Annotated in this window: 18 protein-coding genes; 11 read left to right on the forward strand and 7 right to left on the reverse strand. The window is 37.9% G+C overall.

What is annotated here, in order from left to right:
- The first annotated feature begins 51 nt into the window (after nucleotides 1-51).
- Both CD138_RS03445 and CD138_RS03450 read left to right on the forward strand, forming a co-directional pair.
- Nucleotides 52-255, forward strand: a complete 204-nt coding sequence (locus tag CD138_RS03445) for a PH domain-containing protein (RefSeq protein ID WP_019169054.1) — start codon at nucleotides 52-54, stop codon at nucleotides 253-255.
- Between the two features lie 41 nt (nucleotides 256-296).
- Entirely contained in the window at nucleotides 297-707 is a 411-nt protein-coding gene (locus CD138_RS03450) for a type II toxin-antitoxin system HicB family antitoxin (protein WP_019169053.1), read from the forward strand.
- A 333-nt stretch (nucleotides 708-1,040) separates the two neighbouring features.
- On the opposite strand, the gene sph is transcribed toward CD138_RS03450, so the two are convergent.
- The gene (gene sph / locus CD138_RS03455; protein WP_019169052.1) at nucleotides 1,041-2,033 is read right to left on the reverse strand and encodes a sphingomyelin phosphodiesterase; all 993 of its coding nucleotides are present in this window, start codon (nucleotides 2,031-2,033) and stop codon (nucleotides 1,041-1,043) included.
- Nucleotides 2,034-2,261: 228 nt separating this feature from the next.
- Here sph and CD138_RS03460 point away from each other — a divergent pair, with 228 nt between their 5' ends.
- Nucleotides 2,262-2,978 (forward strand): HAD family hydrolase, encoded by a 717-nt coding sequence (locus tag CD138_RS03460; protein ID WP_238310436.1) that lies wholly within the window; start codon nucleotides 2,262-2,264, stop codon nucleotides 2,976-2,978.
- 236 nt (nucleotides 2,979-3,214) lie between these two features.
- Here CD138_RS03460 and CD138_RS03465 read toward each other — a convergent pair whose 3' ends face one another.
- Nucleotides 3,215-3,880 (reverse strand): deoxynucleoside kinase, encoded by a 666-nt coding sequence (locus tag CD138_RS03465; protein ID WP_019169050.1) that lies wholly within the window; start codon nucleotides 3,878-3,880, stop codon nucleotides 3,215-3,217.
- Entirely contained in the window at nucleotides 3,867-4,490 is a 624-nt protein-coding gene (locus CD138_RS03470) for a deoxynucleoside kinase (RefSeq protein WP_019169049.1), read from the reverse strand. The genes CD138_RS03465 and CD138_RS03470 overlap by 14 nt, the downstream gene beginning before the upstream one ends.
- Nucleotides 4,491-4,558: 68 nt before the next feature.
- On the opposite strand from CD138_RS03470, the gene tadA reads away from it, so the two are divergent.
- From tadA to CD138_RS03490, 4 genes are all read left to right on the forward strand, one after another.
- Nucleotides 4,559-5,032 (forward strand): tRNA adenosine(34) deaminase TadA, encoded by a 474-nt coding sequence (gene tadA / locus CD138_RS03475; RefSeq protein WP_019169048.1) that lies wholly within the window; start codon nucleotides 4,559-4,561, stop codon nucleotides 5,030-5,032.
- A gap of 150 nt (nucleotides 5,033-5,182) precedes the next feature.
- Entirely contained in the window at nucleotides 5,183-6,049 is an 867-nt protein-coding gene (locus tag CD138_RS03480; protein WP_019169047.1) for a Cof-type HAD-IIB family hydrolase, read from the forward strand.
- A gap of 217 nt (nucleotides 6,050-6,266) precedes the next feature.
- Complete coding sequence (locus tag CD138_RS03485) at nucleotides 6,267-8,459, forward strand: bacteriocin-associated integral membrane family protein (protein ID WP_019169046.1); 2,193 nt, start codon at nucleotides 6,267-6,269, stop codon at nucleotides 8,457-8,459.
- Nucleotides 8,460-8,461: 2 nt separating this feature from the next.
- Complete coding sequence (locus CD138_RS03490; protein WP_019169045.1) at nucleotides 8,462-9,124, forward strand: ATP-binding cassette domain-containing protein; 663 nt, start codon at nucleotides 8,462-8,464, stop codon at nucleotides 9,122-9,124.
- 566 nt (nucleotides 9,125-9,690) lie between these two features.
- Here the strand turns inward: CD138_RS03490 and folE2 are convergent.
- The 4 genes from folE2 to CD138_RS03510 form a co-directional block, all read right to left on the reverse strand.
- Entirely contained in the window at nucleotides 9,691-10,569 is an 879-nt protein-coding gene (folE2, locus tag CD138_RS03495; protein WP_019169044.1) for a GTP cyclohydrolase FolE2, read from the reverse strand.
- Nucleotides 10,570-10,614: 45 nt separating this feature from the next.
- Nucleotides 10,615-11,292 carry a bacillithiol biosynthesis deacetylase BshB2 gene (gene bshB2 / locus CD138_RS03500; RefSeq protein ID WP_019169043.1) on the reverse strand — a complete coding sequence of 226 codons (678 nt, stop codon included), beginning with the start codon at nucleotides 11,290-11,292 and terminating at the stop codon, nucleotides 10,615-10,617.
- An 18-nt stretch (nucleotides 11,293-11,310) separates the two neighbouring features.
- Nucleotides 11,311-11,670, reverse strand: coding sequence for a YojF family protein (locus CD138_RS03505; RefSeq protein ID WP_019169042.1), 360 nt, complete (start codon nucleotides 11,668-11,670; stop codon nucleotides 11,311-11,313).
- Nucleotides 11,671-11,749: 79 nt separating this feature from the next.
- A complete protein-coding gene (locus CD138_RS03510; RefSeq protein ID WP_019169041.1) occupies nucleotides 11,750-12,595 on the reverse strand; it encodes a MurR/RpiR family transcriptional regulator in 846 nt (281 codons plus the stop codon).
- Between the two features lie 164 nt (nucleotides 12,596-12,759).
- On the opposite strand from CD138_RS03510, the gene CD138_RS03515 reads away from it, so the two are divergent.
- The 4 genes from CD138_RS03515 to hxlA all read left to right on the forward strand — a co-directional run bounded on the left by CD138_RS03515 (nucleotide 12,760) and on the right by hxlA (nucleotide 16,404).
- Nucleotides 12,760-14,253, forward strand: a complete 1,494-nt coding sequence (locus tag CD138_RS03515) for a PTS transporter subunit EIIC (RefSeq protein ID WP_373364638.1) — start codon at nucleotides 12,760-12,762, stop codon at nucleotides 14,251-14,253.
- Nucleotides 14,254-14,928 carry an N-acetylmannosamine-6-phosphate 2-epimerase gene (locus tag CD138_RS03520; RefSeq protein ID WP_019169039.1) on the forward strand — a complete coding sequence of 225 codons (675 nt, stop codon included), beginning with the start codon at nucleotides 14,254-14,256 and terminating at the stop codon, nucleotides 14,926-14,928.
- A 5-nt stretch (nucleotides 14,929-14,933) separates the two neighbouring features.
- Nucleotides 14,934-15,668 carry a glucosamine-6-phosphate deaminase gene (nagB, locus tag CD138_RS03525; protein WP_019169038.1) on the forward strand — a complete coding sequence of 245 codons (735 nt, stop codon included), beginning with the start codon at nucleotides 14,934-14,936 and terminating at the stop codon, nucleotides 15,666-15,668.
- A 97-nt stretch (nucleotides 15,669-15,765) separates the two neighbouring features.
- Nucleotides 15,766-16,404: a 3-hexulose-6-phosphate synthase gene (gene hxlA, locus CD138_RS03530; RefSeq protein WP_019169037.1), complete on the forward strand. Its 639-nt coding sequence runs from the start codon at nucleotides 15,766-15,768 to the stop codon at nucleotides 16,402-16,404.
- The last annotated feature ends 1 nt before the right edge of the window (nucleotide 16,405 follow it).

The following is a 16,405-nucleotide window of genomic DNA, read 5'->3' on the forward strand; positions in this document are numbered from 1 at the left end:
ACAGCTATTAATGAAATGGTATATAGGTGACGCTAGGATGATGGTACTTATTTGACTAAACGTGATAAAATACTAGAGAAAATAAAAAATAACCCAAGAAATGTGAATAAAAAAGATTTTATTTCTCTACTAAGCAAGTACGGTTTTGAGATAATGAATCATAGAGGTAAGGCTGGACATATTATGTATAGGCATCCCTTATATAAAGAAATCCCTGTGAGAACAGTTAATATTACAGATCCTATACGCAAATAGCATATTGAAACTTTACTAAAAGATTTAGAAAAGGTGATAGCATGAAAGATTTAAATTACTATTTAAAATTGCCTTATACGTTAAAAGTAGAGCAGGATACAGATTATGATGGTAGTGAATATTTTATAGCTAAATATGAAGAGTTGGATGGCCTTGTTGGTACTGGTGATTCAGAAATAAAAGCTGTTAATGACCTTTTAACAATAAAAAAAGATTGGTTTGAAGCAAATTTAAATGTAGGTACAATTATACCAGAACCAATTACTAAAAAAACTGAAGAACAAACAAGACTCACGTTACGTTTGCCATCAGATATAGACAAGCAAATAAATAAATATATGCAACAAGAAAATGTTAGTAAAAATACTGCTATTATAGTTTTACTGCAATCTGGTTTATATAATAACTTTCATGAAGAATTTGAAAATAAAGTTTCACATCGTTTTAATTGAGTGGAATTAATGAACATCAAAAGCTAGAAATCCTGATTGAAAGGGTTTCTAGTTTTTTACGTGCGCTTAGAATGGATAATAGCTTGATGGTGAAAGTGCGCTCTATTTTGTTTGACAGTGCTATTTGATGGTGTGACGTTTTAAACAGTGTTTGACGATTAGCGAAGTATAGTTTTGAAATTCATAAAAAAAACCGAGACGTTTCGTAATGGATCACGAAAGCCTCGGTTTTAAGTCGATATGTTATAATTTTTGTTTCTTTGTAGGGGAAGCATAGGTTAAATTTTAAAGCTAGTGATTCAAAAATATGACTATTGTCTTTAAGAATGACTGCTATGATTTACTATATGCTTTGACTGGATAGTGATCAGAATAGTCGTTATATACGTAGAGGTAAGGGAATTTGTAAACATCCCAAGTTGGTGATTTTTCACCTACGACTTCATTAATCAATTGACCGGGTTGGCGATGATCTTTATCTACAAAAATATAGTCTAAATATTCTGGTGCACTATTAGGATAGTTGTATTTAGCAATTGAGTTAGATTTAGGATCCCATGTGCTTGAATGACCTGCGTAAAGGACGTCATTGACATTTAAGTTTTTCAACATGTCTTGGAATTCACCATTGTTACCATATTTATTGACATTCATGTCGCCGCCAATGTAAACAACTTCATCTTTAGGGATGTTTTTATTTTTCACAAAGTCACGAATTTCTCCCATTTGTTCAGCTCTAATCGCTCTGTCTTGACCTCTGCCGCAGCGAGAGTCTTCAGATTGTGTATGTGTACCGATTACGTGAACAAATTTCCCATCTTTTTCAATTTTTGTATATACAAACCCTTTGTTACTATCGTTGTCAAAACCACATCCATGTCGGAAAACGTGTTGAATTTTTTCTTTAATTGGATACTTACTTACGATTGCAACACCGCCATTTTCAAAAGTCGTACTTGAATAATGGCCTTCCGTACGATCCCATCCTGAATATGAACGACCGAGTACTGGCGTTTGGTACGGATAGGATGATTTTAAGTTATTGAATAATTGATTGGCTGAAGAGGGATAGAATGCTTCATTGAAAATCACGACATCATTATCTTGTATATATTTGGATTTTGAAATTAAATCTGCACGTTTGTTTTGTCCCCAATTCGGATAGAGGAGACCTGAAAGCATATAAACGTTGTGCGTCGCTAATTTTAGTTCCGGTTGATTTTGGTCTGAAGCAGCATGGCTAATGCCAGTATTCATCATACCTAAAAGCATCGTAGTGGCTAATACTAGTGATGTTAAGCGTTTTTTTCTTTTTAGTTTTTTCATACTCATCACTCCTTCTGTTATATTTTACATCATTTATAGAATAAAAAAATTAAATGATTATTAACTGTTTGTGAAAAATAAATAAATATTAATCGGCTATTTGCAATGGAAGTTAAGTTTTGTAACATAAGAAATAGTAGCACGTGATACAATGATTCATGAAAGTACCTTATTAAAAGAAAACGGAGCGACTTTTACCACTTTTGTTTGATATAAAGAGAAAATAAGATGAACGGAGGCATACAAATGATTTCAAGCCAATGGATATTATTTGATAAAGATGGGACATTGATTCATTTTGATGAAAGTTGGACGAAAATTGGAATTCAACTCGTGAATGATGTATGTGACCATTTTCAACTTGAAGATCGACAAGCCGTGTATCGGGCGATTGGTATTAAGGACGGTCGATTTGAAAAGGATAGCGTGATGAATGGAGGAACGCTGAAAGATTTGATTGCGGTCTTTCAACAGTTTACGGATGAAGACGTGGCGGATTGGACCGCACAACGGAGTCAAACTTTAATCAGTCAACGCGTCCCTGAAATTGAATTGTATGAAGGCGTGGCGGCATTAATTCAACGTTTAAAGGCACGAGGCTATGCGTTAGGTATCGTAACGAGTGATAATCATACAGGCGTGACACAATTTCTTGAAAAAACGCAATTAACCGATGCATTTGATATGGTTATCTCGACAAATGATGGCCAGTATGAAAAACCAGACATTCGTTTGCTTCAACCACTATGGGAACTTGGTGTGCGCGGAGAAGATGTCATTATGGTGGGCGATACAGATAATGATATGATGACCGGCAAAAATATGGGGAGTGCCCTGAATGTAGGCGTACGTACAGGCTTAGGGGAAGATGCGGCGTTTGAAGCGGCAGATGTCGTCATTGACCATGTTGGGCTTTTAGAAGACGTGTTACCCAAAGCGAAATGACAGAGGAAAAGTCATACTTTCATTTCGTAAGTCGTGAGATACACATTCAAACCATACGCATAAAAAACAGGCCGGAGAATTTTCCAGCCTGTTCATTTTGCGATTTTGGTTGTTGATTGTAAAAGTGCTTAACTTGATAATACTACAACACCCCAATACGATGCTGCAGAATAACGGATGGCAAAAGTGAGGAGCGCCTCAGTGTGTCATCGCTACAGACCTGTTCATCCAAATCTTTATGAACGTTGGTCGACTTGTCTATAAGTATGGATAACATGTTCAATTTTCTTCAACACGACATCAATTGAATCAGGATCATCAAATAAGTCATATTCTTTAATATTCACGCGGACAACTGGACACGCATTGAACTGATTAATCCAATCATCATAACGTTGGAATAACATTTTCCAATATTCAGGATCTGTTTCAATCTCCATTTGACGGCCACGTGTTTGAATACGTTCAATCACGGTATCATAATCGGATTCGAGGTAAATGAGGACGTCAGGTTTAGGGAAATAAGGCGTCAACACCATCGCGTCAAACAAGTTAGAGTAGGTTTTAAAGTCTTCAGGAGACATTGTACCTTGTTCTTCGTGCATTTTCGCAAAAATATCGACATCTTCATAAATCGAACGGTCTTGGACAAAGCCGCCACCATATTCAAACATACGCTTTTGTTCTTTGAAACGCTCAGCTAAAAAATAAATTTGCAGGTGAAAGCTCCAACGTGTAAAATCATGATAAAATTTATCTAAATATGGATTATGCTCGACGTTTTCGAAGGATGTTCTGAAATTGAGTTTTTCAGCGATTGCACGTGTTAAAGATGATTTTCCCACACCAACAGTCCCGGCGATGGTAATAATAGCATTTGACGGTATATCATATTGATTCATGTTCATGGCCTCCGATTAATTCATTAATTTGATTAAATACATACGCATAATCTGCTTCATTTTGGACAAAATCAAGGTTTGTCGTATCAATCCACAACACCGCATGTCCTTCATTTTTTAAAGAATTGTAGTAATTCGCATAGTCTTCTTTGAGTTTCAGTAAATAACTGTCTTCAATATGGGCTTCAAAACTACGATTACGTTTCGCAATACGTTGTTTGAGCACGCTTAAATCTGCATCTAAAATGACCGTGAAATCCGGTGAGATGAGATCTTCAGTTAAAATGTCATAAATTCTTGAAAATTTATCGTATTCTGTATCGTTCAATGTATTGCGTGCAAATATTTTGTTTTTATATATATGATAATCACTGACAATGCCATCAGTATGTTCTGCGAGGTCTTGATAGTCTTTGTAACGATGGCATAAAAAGAACATCTCAGTTTGAAAACTCCACTTTGAAATATCAGTATAGAAATCTGATAAATAAGGGTTTTCACCGACAATTTCTTTCGCTTCATAAAAGTGATAAGATTGACTCAACTGATGTGCTAATGAAGATTTGCCAACGCCTATCGGACCTTCAATTGCGATAAATGGTTTTTTCATATTTTTCGCTCCATATCATTTATTTTAACCAGTACTAAAAATTTTAACATAAGTGAGGCTAATTCTGTATGACAAGTCATCAATATTATATGTCAATTGCGCTAGAGGAGGCGAGGGAAGCTGCTAAAAAAGGCGAAGTTCCTATTGGCGCGGTCGTTGTCAAAAATGAAAAAATAATAGCACGTGCGCATAATTTACGAGAAACGGATCAAAGTCCAACCGCACATGCAGAACATTTGGCTATGGAGCGCGCTGCAGAAGCTTTAGGGACATGGCGATTAGAAGGCTGCACGCTTTATGTGACATTAGAGCCGTGTGTGATGTGTGCAGGTACGATTGTGATGAGTCGTGTCGATACGGTTGTTTTTGGTGCGATGGATCCAAAAGGGGGCTGTGTCGGTAGTTTGATGAATCTCGTTCAAGACAGTCGAATGAATCATCGTGCAACTGTTGTGACGGGTGTGTTGGCTTATTCTTGTGGTGAAATTTTACGCCAATTTTTTAAAGCGTTACGTTTGCACAAAAAACGACAAAAAAATTAAGTCATTATGATATGGTTTCTCTACATATGTGAATGATAAAAGTGTGACATGAATTCATTTTACGGTACTTCCCTTTATAACTTTGTTAAAATGAGATTATATTTTAAACGAGGCAATGGATTAAAGAAAAGTAATGAGAGAGGGATTGAGATGGTTAAACTGATAGCAACAGATATGGATGGGACGTTGTTGAATGCAGCTCATGAAGTATCACAAGAAAATGTCGAGGCGATTCAATATGCCCAGTCTCAAGGTGTGACGGTGGTCATTGCGACAGGACGTGCATTTTACGAGGCGAATGATCCGATTATGGCTACAGGTTTAAAGGTACCGTATATTTGTTTGAATGGTGCGGAAGTGCGCGATGAAAGCTTCGATATCGTCCATACGTCGAGCTTGAACCATGGATTGTATCAACGCATTCGCGAAACATTAAACAATGAAAATATGTATTATCAAGTCTATACGAATTTTGGTATTTACACAGAAGACCCAGAGAAAGACTTAGCCATATATTTAGACATTGCGAAACATTCAGGTCAAAAAGGCGATGCAGAGAAAATTAGACAACATATCCAACATCGTATTGACCTTGGTACTTTAAAAGTCGTTGATAATTATGATGATATCGAATCTGTACCAGGCGAACTGATTATGAAAGTTTTAGCATATGATAAAGATTTAGATAAAATTGAACGTGTGAAAAAGCAATTATCAGAAAGTAGTAATTTAGCAGTTTCCTCTTCTTCACTCGGGAACATTGAAATTACACATATCGATGCACAAAAAGGTCTAGCCTTACAAGCCATTGCCGACCAACTCGGTATCGATATGGCGGATACGATGGCTGTGGGTGATAACTTAAATGATAAATCTATGTTAGAACGTGCTGGTGTAGCTGTCGCAATGGAAAATGCCTTGCCAGAATTGAAAGACATTGCGACATTTGTGACAGATTCGAATGAAAACAGTGGTGTCGCAAAAGCCATCTACCGTGCATTGGGGAAAGAAGAATAAAACGAAAATAAATAAATGAATGTTTAAAGTGTAGGACAGAAATCTTGTTTTAAAGGTTTCGTTGTCCTGCACTTTTTTTATTGTGCTGCATGCCAATAAAAGAGTTTTGTAATACTACATACAAAATAAAACTAAATAATTTTACGTTCGTATCGCTTTTGAGTATTATAATAAGTGGAAACGCTTCATATGATGACGGACAAAGAGGGGGAGATAAATGAAAAATATACAATTAGTAGGAAAGATACGGTATTTCATCTTTGCATTAGTCGCTATTCAAGCCATCATTATTTTGATGATGACAACGTTTCGATTAGGTGACGTGTATGATGAAAAATGGGACGAGATACAGAATTCGGCGGATCAGCATCAGTTTTATTTAAATCGTATCACCATCGAGCAAAAAGAAAATGTCATGGATGTATTAAAACAATTTCCTGAACTTTTGATTCTGACATCGACAGTTGATGAAGAGACGCAGCATGAATTGATTGGTGTAACAGGTAAAGCGGAACAATTTCCAGAAATTCAACTGTATGATCATCAAATTATGTCTCAAATAGATATCAAAAAATTATTGAATAGTAAAAATGAAAAAGCAACGATTGGAGATTTTAATGGTTCTATCAATAATATTAAAAAATTCAATACGCCTTACTTTGCTAAAAAGCATTCTATTGTCAATTTGCAGACTTACATCAATACGACAAAAAGTATCAATGGCACATATACAGTTTATGGTTCAGAGCAGCAATTCAATCAGTTGATCAAAGCGTTGTCTGTAGTAACACATCAATCTGAAACGGCTTTGACAACGGTCAATGGCGGCGTTGCTAAAATGGACAATACAGTCACGGTTGTGTTGTCATGTTTATTGATCATGACTATGTTAGCAGTGCTCATATTATTTATTGCTGTTACAGTAGCGAACCTTAAAAATTTAGGGCATTTAACGCTTTTAGGGTGGTCAAAATGGGCAGTTGCGAATAAAGTGTTGCGTCAATTTGTTGTGTTTTCAATCCTGATTATTCCGGTCTTTGCAGTTATTTTATGGTATATGAGTGGTTGGTATTCGATTACATTAAAAGTTTTGTCTTATTTCTTTTTAGGTGGCGTAATCAATTTAACACTCATACTCTTCATGACTAGCATAGCGGTGTTTACGGTGTTTTCAATGAAGCCAGTAGATGCAATTAAAGGGAAAGTGCCGCATCGTACACTCTATGGGATGGGCGCGTTAGGTTATGTACTTCTAAGTGTTTTGCTGGTATTCGGTAGTGTTCGTTTAGATGAACCAATGAAAGAGGTCGTACAAAATTTTAGAATTGCCAAACAATGGGAAGGTGTTTCTCATTACTATACATTAAAAGATATCCAGACAGGGGAAGATCTTTCAACGATAACTGGAAAATCTAATGCTTTAGATCGTGACATTTATCATTGGTATCAATCTATTGTCAAAGATGCTAACGTATTCATTGCACATTCTGAATATTTTGATAAAGACTTGCTTGAATATTATCGACAGCAGGCGATTTATGAAAATGTACCAGAAAAGCCATTTTGGTATATGACTTTTTCACCCAATTATTTAAAGGAGATTCAACTCAATGTAGCACAGCAATACATCGATACTGCTGAGCGCGGTACAAAGGTGTTTTTAATACCTGATACTTACACGAAACAACAGAAAGAAAAGTTTGAACAATGGATTAAAGAAAGTGAGTCAACTGAACGAAATGAAAATGATATTACGACGGCCTTTAATCAGGAAAATCGTTTTAAATTTGTGACGTACCATTTTGAGCAAAAAATATTTAGTTGGAACAATACGCCGAACAATGAAGTGATGGTAAAGAATCCTATTATTTATATCATTACGCCAGAAAATATGAACTACTTACAATCAGAAAGCATGAGAAGTAATGATTTGAACAGCTATATTAAATTTAAGGATCGACAAACAGCAGAAAAATATACTGCAAAAAGCTACTTGGAACCCTATCATTTAGCAGACAATGAACCCAAATTTGTTCCTATTCAAATCTTTATTGATGGACTTCAAAAAGACTTAGCAGAAACCATCGTTTGGTTTGGTAGTTTTATTGTTGGTGCGTTGGTGCTATCCATTCTTTTACTCATCTCATTAGCCTATGTGTACCGACTGACTCATTATGAACGCCTTTATATTTCAAAGTTTTTAGGATTCAATTTCTTTAAAATGTATAAAGTTCCGATGATTTTGATAGTCAGTATATGGGTGGTGGATATGCTTGCCGTTTTATTCTGGTCATCGACATCAGGTGTTGTGTCCATTACAATTTACGGCGTGATTCAGTTACTCATTTTTTACCTGTATATGTCGCGCAATGATATTAAACAATTACTTCTTACAATTAAGGAGAAATGATAATGAAAGCAATTGAAATCAATCATATAACGAAAAAATTTGGAAGTAGAACAATTATCCGTGATTTTTCACTTGATATTCATCAAGGAGAATTTGTAGCCATTGTTGGGAAATCAGGTTGTGGGAAATCAACATTGCTCAATATGATAGGGCTTTTAGAAACGATAGAAACGGGTGAAGTCAAAATTTACAATCAGACCATTCCCAACATTAACTCAGCTGCAGCGACAAAATTGAGAAGACATACAATTAATTATTTATTTCAATCCTATGCACTGATTTCTGATATGACGGTTAAAGACAACTTATTACTGGCGTTGGAGTATGTCAAAATCAGCCAGAAAGAGAAGATCAACAAAATTCAGCAAGTGTTACAGAAACTTGAAATTGATGCATTATTGAATGATAAAATTAATACTTTATCGGGTGGTGAGCAACAACGGGTAGCGGTAGCGAGAACGATTTTAAAACCAGGAGACATCATTTTAGCTGATGAGCCGACTGGTGCGCTTGATCCAAAACTCGCAGACATCGCGTTCGAATTCATACGACAGTTGCGTGATCACGATAATAAAACCATCGTACTTGTCACACATAATATTGAGCAAGCTAAACAAGCTGATCGTGTGATTGACCTTAACGTTTTGAATGAGAAAGTGAGCTAGTCGCGAATCAACTTACTTTCAGGTATTCAACGATAGAAGCAAGTTTATTGTATTGATGATTACTGTTTAAAATAGGAAAAGACTGGGATATTGGTTTTCCCAGTCTTTATCATGGTTTTATGATGTATTAATGATAAAAAAATAGTCAAAAAATGAGGATGAATTGGACATGAAAATTGATGATATTGTTTTTCTTGATTTCATAAACTTGCCCTCATTTTCATTGTGTATATTGTAAAATTGCCCAGAAGGCTGACACTCCTGAGGGAATAAGTGCATACTGCTAACAGTCACTTCTTTACTTTAATAGTGGTTGCTGTTTATCGCAGTAGCTGTCTGACTTCTCAATGCGCTCGCTTTTGAGAAGCCTAGTCAGCCTTGCGGGGGCAGTACTACAAAATCTTTGTTACACATGAGATTTCTGTACTGCTCCCAAAATCCAATTCGGCTTCCATCTAATGTAATGCTTCAATCAAGCCGAATTTAGTTGAAGGACCAGCCCCTAGGAAAGGGAAGCCGTGAGGGCAGTCAAAATCCAAAAATCATAGGAACTGAGGGCTATCCCATTATTTTCGATATTTCAATTTCGCAAATGCGTCATGTTGATGAATTGATTCTTCGTTACGACACTCAATGTCAAAGCCTTCTAACCATGAGACTTCGACTAAATCAGCCGCAATTAAACGAATTAAATCTTCCACAAAACGCGGATTCTCATAGGCACGTTCTGTCACGCGCTTTTCGTCCGGACGTTTTAAAATCGGGTACAACATGGAGCTTGCATTGGCTTCCATTGCATCTAAAATGACTTCCTTGTAATCTTCTGGAAGTGTTGCCGTTTTATCGAGATACGCTTTCACTGTAATGATACCGCGTTGGTTATGTGCGGAATACTCACTGATTTCCTTTGAACAAGGGCATAAAGTTGTAACAGCGGCTTCAATCGTGATTTCTTTACGAGTCACTGCTTCATTATCTAGCGCTAAACCATAAGTCACATCGGCGTTACCGACTGCTTTCATTTGTGTAACGGGGCTATAGCGATTAAAGAACCACTTACCGCTCACATCTACACCAGCACTGTGCTGCTTCATGCGACTTTTCAATTGGTTTAATAATTGTGTTAATGCATCAAACTCAAGACGAATCCCGTTGTCATATTCTGCTTCTACAGATTCTAAGATACGGCTCATATTAATGCCTTTTTCGTCTTTGTTAAGGCTTGTTGAAAAACTAAAGTTCCCAGCGGTTTGATATTGATCAATCCATACGGGGTACACGAGATTTTTAATGCCTACTTCTTCTATTTCAAACAAAAAATTCTTATGTGTACTTTGAAGGTCGGTCATTTCATCTTTGGTTGTCGGTTTCGTTCCTTTGATCGGATCTACTGAACCAAAATGCTTCCAACGACCTTCACGTGTCGATAAATCGAATTCAGTCATGTATCTTCCTCCACTAAAATGTCACATGCATGTGCAATACGTTATTTATTTAAATGAATAAGTCCAAAATGTTTCAGTTGTTAAAAAGTTTGCGGCTTCTTTAGGCACGCCTGAAGCTTGACCTTGTGGATTCGCAAGTTGCTCAAGGAAAGGTCCCGTTTGCGAACGATGTGCTTCAAATGCGGCATATTTACGGTCTCGATAAGCTGAAATGTCATTGACGATATCGGGTTCGCCCAATTGTTCAACAGCATCATTACTAAATGCGACTAATTGCAGTCTTGGACGACGCGAAACTTCCATACGACCGACAGTTCTCACGACCGCTTCTGCTGTTGCTTCATGATCAGGATGTACAGCAAAACCTGGATAAAATGAAATAATCGTGGAAGGTTGTGTTTCATCGATGAGTGATTGCACCATCGCATCCATTTCTTCCACGGGTTCAAATTCTACTGTTTTATCACGCAAGCCCATTTTACGTAAATCTGTAATACCAATTGCTTTCATAGCGTCATCAAGCTCACGTTCACGAATATCAGGCAGTGATTCACGTGTGGCGAAAGGTGGGTTGCCGAGATTACGTCCCATTTGCCCGAGTGTCAGACATGCATACGTCACTGGCACACCTTCATCAACATAACGTGCAAGCGTCCCTGCAGAAGAAAATGTCTCATCGTCCGGGTGTGGGAAGATGACAAGAATATGGCTTTCTGTTGTCATAGTTATCGTTACTCCTTTCTATGCTTTAAAAGGCTTGTGGCTCATTTCAAGTGCTGCCGCAAGTTGTCCTTCATAATTGAATCCTGCCAATAAAAACATACCGTCTTCAGTCACTTCATAATGCGTTAAACCTTGAACATAGACCCAGCTATGTTCGCCGAGCTTCAGTCCTACACGGTAAGGGTCTTTTTGTCCGCCTTTAAGTTGTGCATGTTGGTAAGTGACTTGGATGTTTCTTAAAAAAGTACCTGCATTAAACACACGTTGATCGAAGTGATTGGCATAAGCGCCATTTGTCGTTTCAACGTGGAGATAGACAGGTTGATTTGCGTATTCGTCAAGTAATGCTTGTACCGCTTCTTCTGTAATCGGTTGCAAAAGACTCACTGCCTTCCTGATTATGATTATCTATCTATTTTACTAAAAAAGAGTCCAAATTAATATACCTCTGCTCAGTTTAATCTTGTAGACGGTGAAAATCATGCGCCGAATATGTCGCGGCCGCTCTTTTTGATAATAGTTGTTGGTAGCTCGATGTGAAATGTGCCAACCGCGCTTCATCTTGGAGTAGGTAATAACTCAATAAATCAATAATAAAGTGATTGGCGAGTTGAGAATTAATAAAATAAGCATCATGTGTTTGATTACGATCAGCCGTCATAATGATGCGATGACAGTTTTGTTCAAGTGCGGGTGTTCGAAAATGAGAAATGGCTATGATTGTCGCGCCATTTTCACGACCGTGACTCAAACTGTCCATAATTTCTTTCGTGGCACCACTATTCGTAAATGCGACGATGGTGGTATTGCCCTGACACATATGCCCAATCACAGTCATTAAATGCGCATCCGTAATGGCCAGGGTATTAAATCCCATGCGAGAAGTGCGAAAGTACAATTCTTGTGCGCTTAATCCAGAGCTGCCAATACCGATGAAAATGATTTTGTCGCTTTGTTGAATCGTATTGACGAGGTACATCAAATCATCCTCAACGAGAAATTCGCCAGTGTGATCCATGATTGAACGATAATGTTGATGCAAAATTTGTATGGAAGGACTATTGTGAATCGGTTCAGTTTGCAGTTCGTGTTGGATTGCGAAACGAAACGATTGGAAGCTGTCATAATTTAATTTATGGGCAAAGCGTGTAATACTTGAAGGTGACACACCAATCGCATCAGCTAAGTGATGAATGGCACCTAAGTTCGTATCATCATCAAGCGATAAAATAAATTGAGCGATTTGTTGGTCGACTTTCGTGAAAAGATGTTGATTTTGTTGAATACGATTTTCAATTTTCATCGTCATCCTCCTTTTAAACTTAGTATATTTGAAAATAATTTCCAAAACAACGTATTTTATTGACGAAAATTTTCTTAGTGATATATTGAAAGTGAATAGGGAAAAAGAGGGTGGCAAAATTGAATACATTTTTTGATAAAGCACAGCAATTTGGGAAGTCATTTATGCTACCGATTGCGATTTTACCGGCAGCGGGACTATTACTTGGTATTGGGGGCGCACTGAGTAATCCAAACTCTATCGAAGCGTATCCATTTTTAGACATCCCATTGTTGCAACATTTGTTTGTATTGATGCGGTCAGCTGGCAGTATTGTGTTTCAAAACTTATCGGTATTGTTTGCGATAGGTGTTGCAGTCGGCATAGCACGAGCGGATAAGGGCACTGCGGGGTTAGCAGCGATGTTGGGCTTTTTAATTATGAATGCGACCATGAACGGGCTCTTAACGATTACTAACCAAATGGCAGCACCTGACCAATTAGCGAAAGCGGGACAAGGGATGGTACTAGGCATTCAAACTGTAGAGACAGGTGTATTTGGGGGGATTATCGTCGGTATCATGACGGCAATGCTTCATAACAAGTACTACAAAATCACACTGCCACAGTTTTTAGGCTTTTTTGGTGGTTCACGTTTTATTCCTATTGTGACAGCATTTGCCTCTATTGTATTAGGTTTGGTGATGTTCTTTATTTGGCCGTTATTTCAACATGCGATTATGGGAGCAGGTCAACTTGTGAAACAAACCGGCGTGATAGGTACGTTCCTATACGGTTTCATATTAAGAATGTTAGGGCCTTTCGGGTTACATCACATTTTTTATCTTCCATTTTGGCAAACCGCACTCGGAGGTTCACTCGAATTGAACGGCAAGCTCATTCAAGGAACACAAAATATCTTTTTTGCTCAATTAGGAGACCCAACAACGACACATTATTATGAAGGTATTTCGCGTTATATGTCGGGCCGTTTTATTACGATGATGTTTGGGCTACTTGGTGCGGCACTTGCGATATATCATACAGCAAAACCTGAGCGTAAAAAGGTAGTAGGGGGCTTAATGTTATCTGCAGCTTTAACGTCTTTTTTAACAGGTATCACTGAGCCGTTAGAGTTTAGCTTTTTATTTGTTGCCCCAATACTTTACGTTGTTCATGCGTTATTAGATGGCTTGGCGTTTATGATGGCAGACATTTTTAACATCACGGTAGGACAGACGTTTAGTGGTGGTTTTATTGATTTTATCTTGTTCGGTGTTCTACAAGGCCAAGCGAAGACGAATTATTTATGGATTATTCCAATCGGTCTCGTCTGGTTCGCTCTCTATTACGTGATATTTAGAGTGCTCATTCAAATATTTAACTTTAAAACACCTGGGCGCGAAGATGAGACAACACAACAAAGTGTACAAACGAATGAACGTGCAACAACCATTATTCAAGGTTTAGGTGGCCGCGAAAACATCGAAATAGTCGATTGTTGCGCGACACGCCTGAGAGTCACGTTAAAAGATACACAAAAAGTAAATGAAAGCTTGATTCGAAGTACCGACCCTAAAGGAATGATTAAAAAAGGAAACGGTGTCCAAATTGTCTATGGACCTCACGTTTCGACCATTAAAAATGAAGTAGAAGAGCAATTAGAAGGGAGTCATTAGATGAATTTATCACAAGGATTAATCGTATCTTGCCAAGCGTTACCAGATGAGCCACTCCATTCATCATTTATTATGGGGAAAATGGCGTTAGCTGCTCAACAAGGTGGCGCTGTGGGAATTAGAGCGAATACGAAAGAAGATATTTTAGCAATTAAAGAAGAGGTGGATTTGCCCGTCATTGGTATTGTGAAGCGGGACTATGACCATTCTTCTGTCTTTATTACCGCAACACAAAAAGAAGTGGATGAACTATTAGAAAGCGGCTGTGAAGTCATTGCGATGGATGCGACATTGCGCGAACGCCCTGCTGAAGATTTAGAAACGTTAGTACAGTACATTCGTAAAGCAGCTCCCCATGTCGAAATAATGGCAGACATTGCGACGGTAGAGGAAGCGAAAAATGCGGAACGTCTCGGTTTTGACTATATCGGCACAACGTTACACGGCTATACAGAACAAACGACGGGCCAAGTGTTATACGCGAATGATTTTGCATTTTTGAAAGACGTGTTAGCGAACGTATCTCAAAAAGTGATCGCTGAAGGCAATGTCATTACACCAGAAATGTTAAAAACAGTGATGGATTTAGGCGTGTATGCAGCAGTCGTTGGTGGTGCGATTACGAGACCACGCGACATTACAAAACGCTTTGTGAAAATGATTGAGGAGGAATAAGCACGATGAAAATCATTAATTTAGGCAGTGAAGCGAACGCATCTTTTTATGTTGCGAGTGAATTATTTAAACAAATGTTATACCAAAAAGACAGTCGATTAGGGTTGGCGACGGGTGGTACAATGGTCAAAGTGTATGACTATTTAGTGGAATTACTCCAAAAAAATCAACTCGACGTGTCTCAAGTGGAAACGTTTAATCTCGATGAATACGTTGGCTTAGCTTCTGATCACAAGGAAAGTTATTGCCAATATATGAAGCATGTGTTATTTGGCGCATATCCTCATTTTACTGCTGAAAATATTCACGTGCCAAATGGTGAAGCGGCAGATATTGAAGCGGAATCAAAGCGTTATGAAGCGTTATTAGAAGAAGGCGGACCGTTAGATATTCAAATTTTAGGAATCGGTCAAAATGGTCATATCGGCTTTAATGAACCGGGGACACCTTTTGAAAGTTTAACGCATTGTGTGGATTTAACTGAGAGCACAATTAAAGCGAACAGTCGCTATTTTGATTCTATAGATGATGTGCCAAAACAAGCGATTTCAATGGGATTAAGTTCCATTATGAAAGCGAAACGTATTATTTTGTTGGCGTTTGGTGAACAAAAACGTGAAGCTATTCGTCATTTAATGAGCCAAGAAGTGACAACAGATGTGCCAGCTACGATTTTACATCGTCACCCCCATGTTGAAGTGTTTGTAGATGATGCGGCAATGCCTGAAATCGACAAATAAGCAGTGTTGAATTAGAAATCCGACATGTTTAATCTCTTTTAGAAAGGGGAATCCACCAACTGTGAGAGACAAAACATGACGGAGGATTGATGGAATCATGGAATTACAATTAGCCATTGATTTATTAAATAAAGAAGACGCTGCAGAACTTGCGAAAAAAGTAACGGATTATGTCGATATTGTTGAAATTGGGACACCTATCGTGATTAATGAAGGTTTACCTGCTGTTCAACATTTAAAAGATAACGTGAAAGATGAAGACGTCAAAGTATTAGCCGACTTAAAAATTATGGACGCGGCAGACTATGAAGTGAGCCAAGCTGTGAAATTTGGTGCAGATGTGGTCACAATTTTAGGTGTAGCTGAAGATGCATCGATCAAAAATGCGGTGGAAGAAGCGCACAAACACGGTAAAGAATTACTGGTCGACTTAATTGCTGTTCAAGATTTAGAAAAACGTGCAAAAGAAATTGACGCATTAGGTGCAGACTATATCGCAGTGCATATCGGTTATGACTTACAAGCTGAAGGGCAATCACCGTTAGAAAGCTTAAGAAAAGTAAAATCAGTCATCAAAAACGCTAAAATCGCTGTCGCTGGTGGGATTAAACCAGAAACAGTTAAAGAAGTTGCGGATGAAGGCCCGGATTTAATTATCGTCGGTGGCGGTATCGCAAACGCTGACGATCCTCGTGAAGCGGCTAAACAAATCCGTGAAGCGATTGAAGGTAAATAAC

It is taken from the genome of Staphylococcus intermedius NCTC 11048 (genome assembly GCF_002902385.1).
In the GTDB taxonomy this organism is placed as follows: domain Bacteria; phylum Bacillota; class Bacilli; order Staphylococcales; family Staphylococcaceae; genus Staphylococcus; species Staphylococcus intermedius.

What these genes read in the sequence shown, in the direction of transcription:
- CD138_RS03450 (WP_019169053.1), top strand. Translation starts at nt 297, where the DNA reads ATGAAAGATTTAAATTACTATTTAAAATTGCCTTATACGTTAAAAGTA.
- sph (WP_019169052.1), bottom strand. Translation starts at nt 2,033, where the DNA reads ATGAAAAAACTAAAAAGAAAAAAACGCTTAACATCACTAGTATTAGCC.
- CD138_RS03460 (WP_238310436.1), top strand. Translation starts at nt 2,262, where the DNA reads ATGAACGGAGGCATACAAATGATTTCAAGCCAATGGATATTATTTGAT.
- CD138_RS03465 (WP_019169050.1), bottom strand. Translation starts at nt 3,880, where the DNA reads ATGAATCAATATGATATACCGTCAAATGCTATTATTACCATCGCCGGG.
- CD138_RS03470 (WP_019169049.1), bottom strand. Translation starts at nt 4,490, where the DNA reads ATGAAAAAACCATTTATCGCAATTGAAGGTCCGATAGGCGTTGGCAAA.
- tadA (WP_019169048.1), top strand. Translation starts at nt 4,559, where the DNA reads ATGACAAGTCATCAATATTATATGTCAATTGCGCTAGAGGAGGCGAGG.
- CD138_RS03480 (WP_019169047.1), top strand. Translation starts at nt 5,183, where the DNA reads ATGGTTAAACTGATAGCAACAGATATGGATGGGACGTTGTTGAATGCA.
- CD138_RS03485 (WP_019169046.1), top strand. Translation starts at nt 6,267, where the DNA reads ATGAAAAATATACAATTAGTAGGAAAGATACGGTATTTCATCTTTGCA.
- CD138_RS03490 (WP_019169045.1), top strand. Translation starts at nt 8,462, where the DNA reads ATGAAAGCAATTGAAATCAATCATATAACGAAAAAATTTGGAAGTAGA.
- folE2 (WP_019169044.1), bottom strand. Translation starts at nt 10,569, where the DNA reads ATGACTGAATTCGATTTATCGACACGTGAAGGTCGTTGGAAGCATTTT.
- bshB2 (WP_019169043.1), bottom strand. Translation starts at nt 11,292, where the DNA reads ATGACAACAGAAAGCCATATTCTTGTCATCTTCCCACACCCGGACGAT.
- CD138_RS03510 (WP_019169041.1), bottom strand. Translation starts at nt 12,595, where the DNA reads ATGAAAATTGAAAATCGTATTCAACAAAATCAACATCTTTTCACGAAA.
- CD138_RS03515 (WP_373364638.1), top strand. Translation starts at nt 12,760, where the DNA reads ATGCTACCGATTGCGATTTTACCGGCAGCGGGACTATTACTTGGTATT.
- CD138_RS03520 (WP_019169039.1), top strand. Translation starts at nt 14,254, where the DNA reads ATGAATTTATCACAAGGATTAATCGTATCTTGCCAAGCGTTACCAGAT.
- nagB (WP_019169038.1), top strand. Translation starts at nt 14,934, where the DNA reads ATGAAAATCATTAATTTAGGCAGTGAAGCGAACGCATCTTTTTATGTT.
- hxlA (WP_019169037.1), top strand. Translation starts at nt 15,766, where the DNA reads ATGGAATTACAATTAGCCATTGATTTATTAAATAAAGAAGACGCTGCA.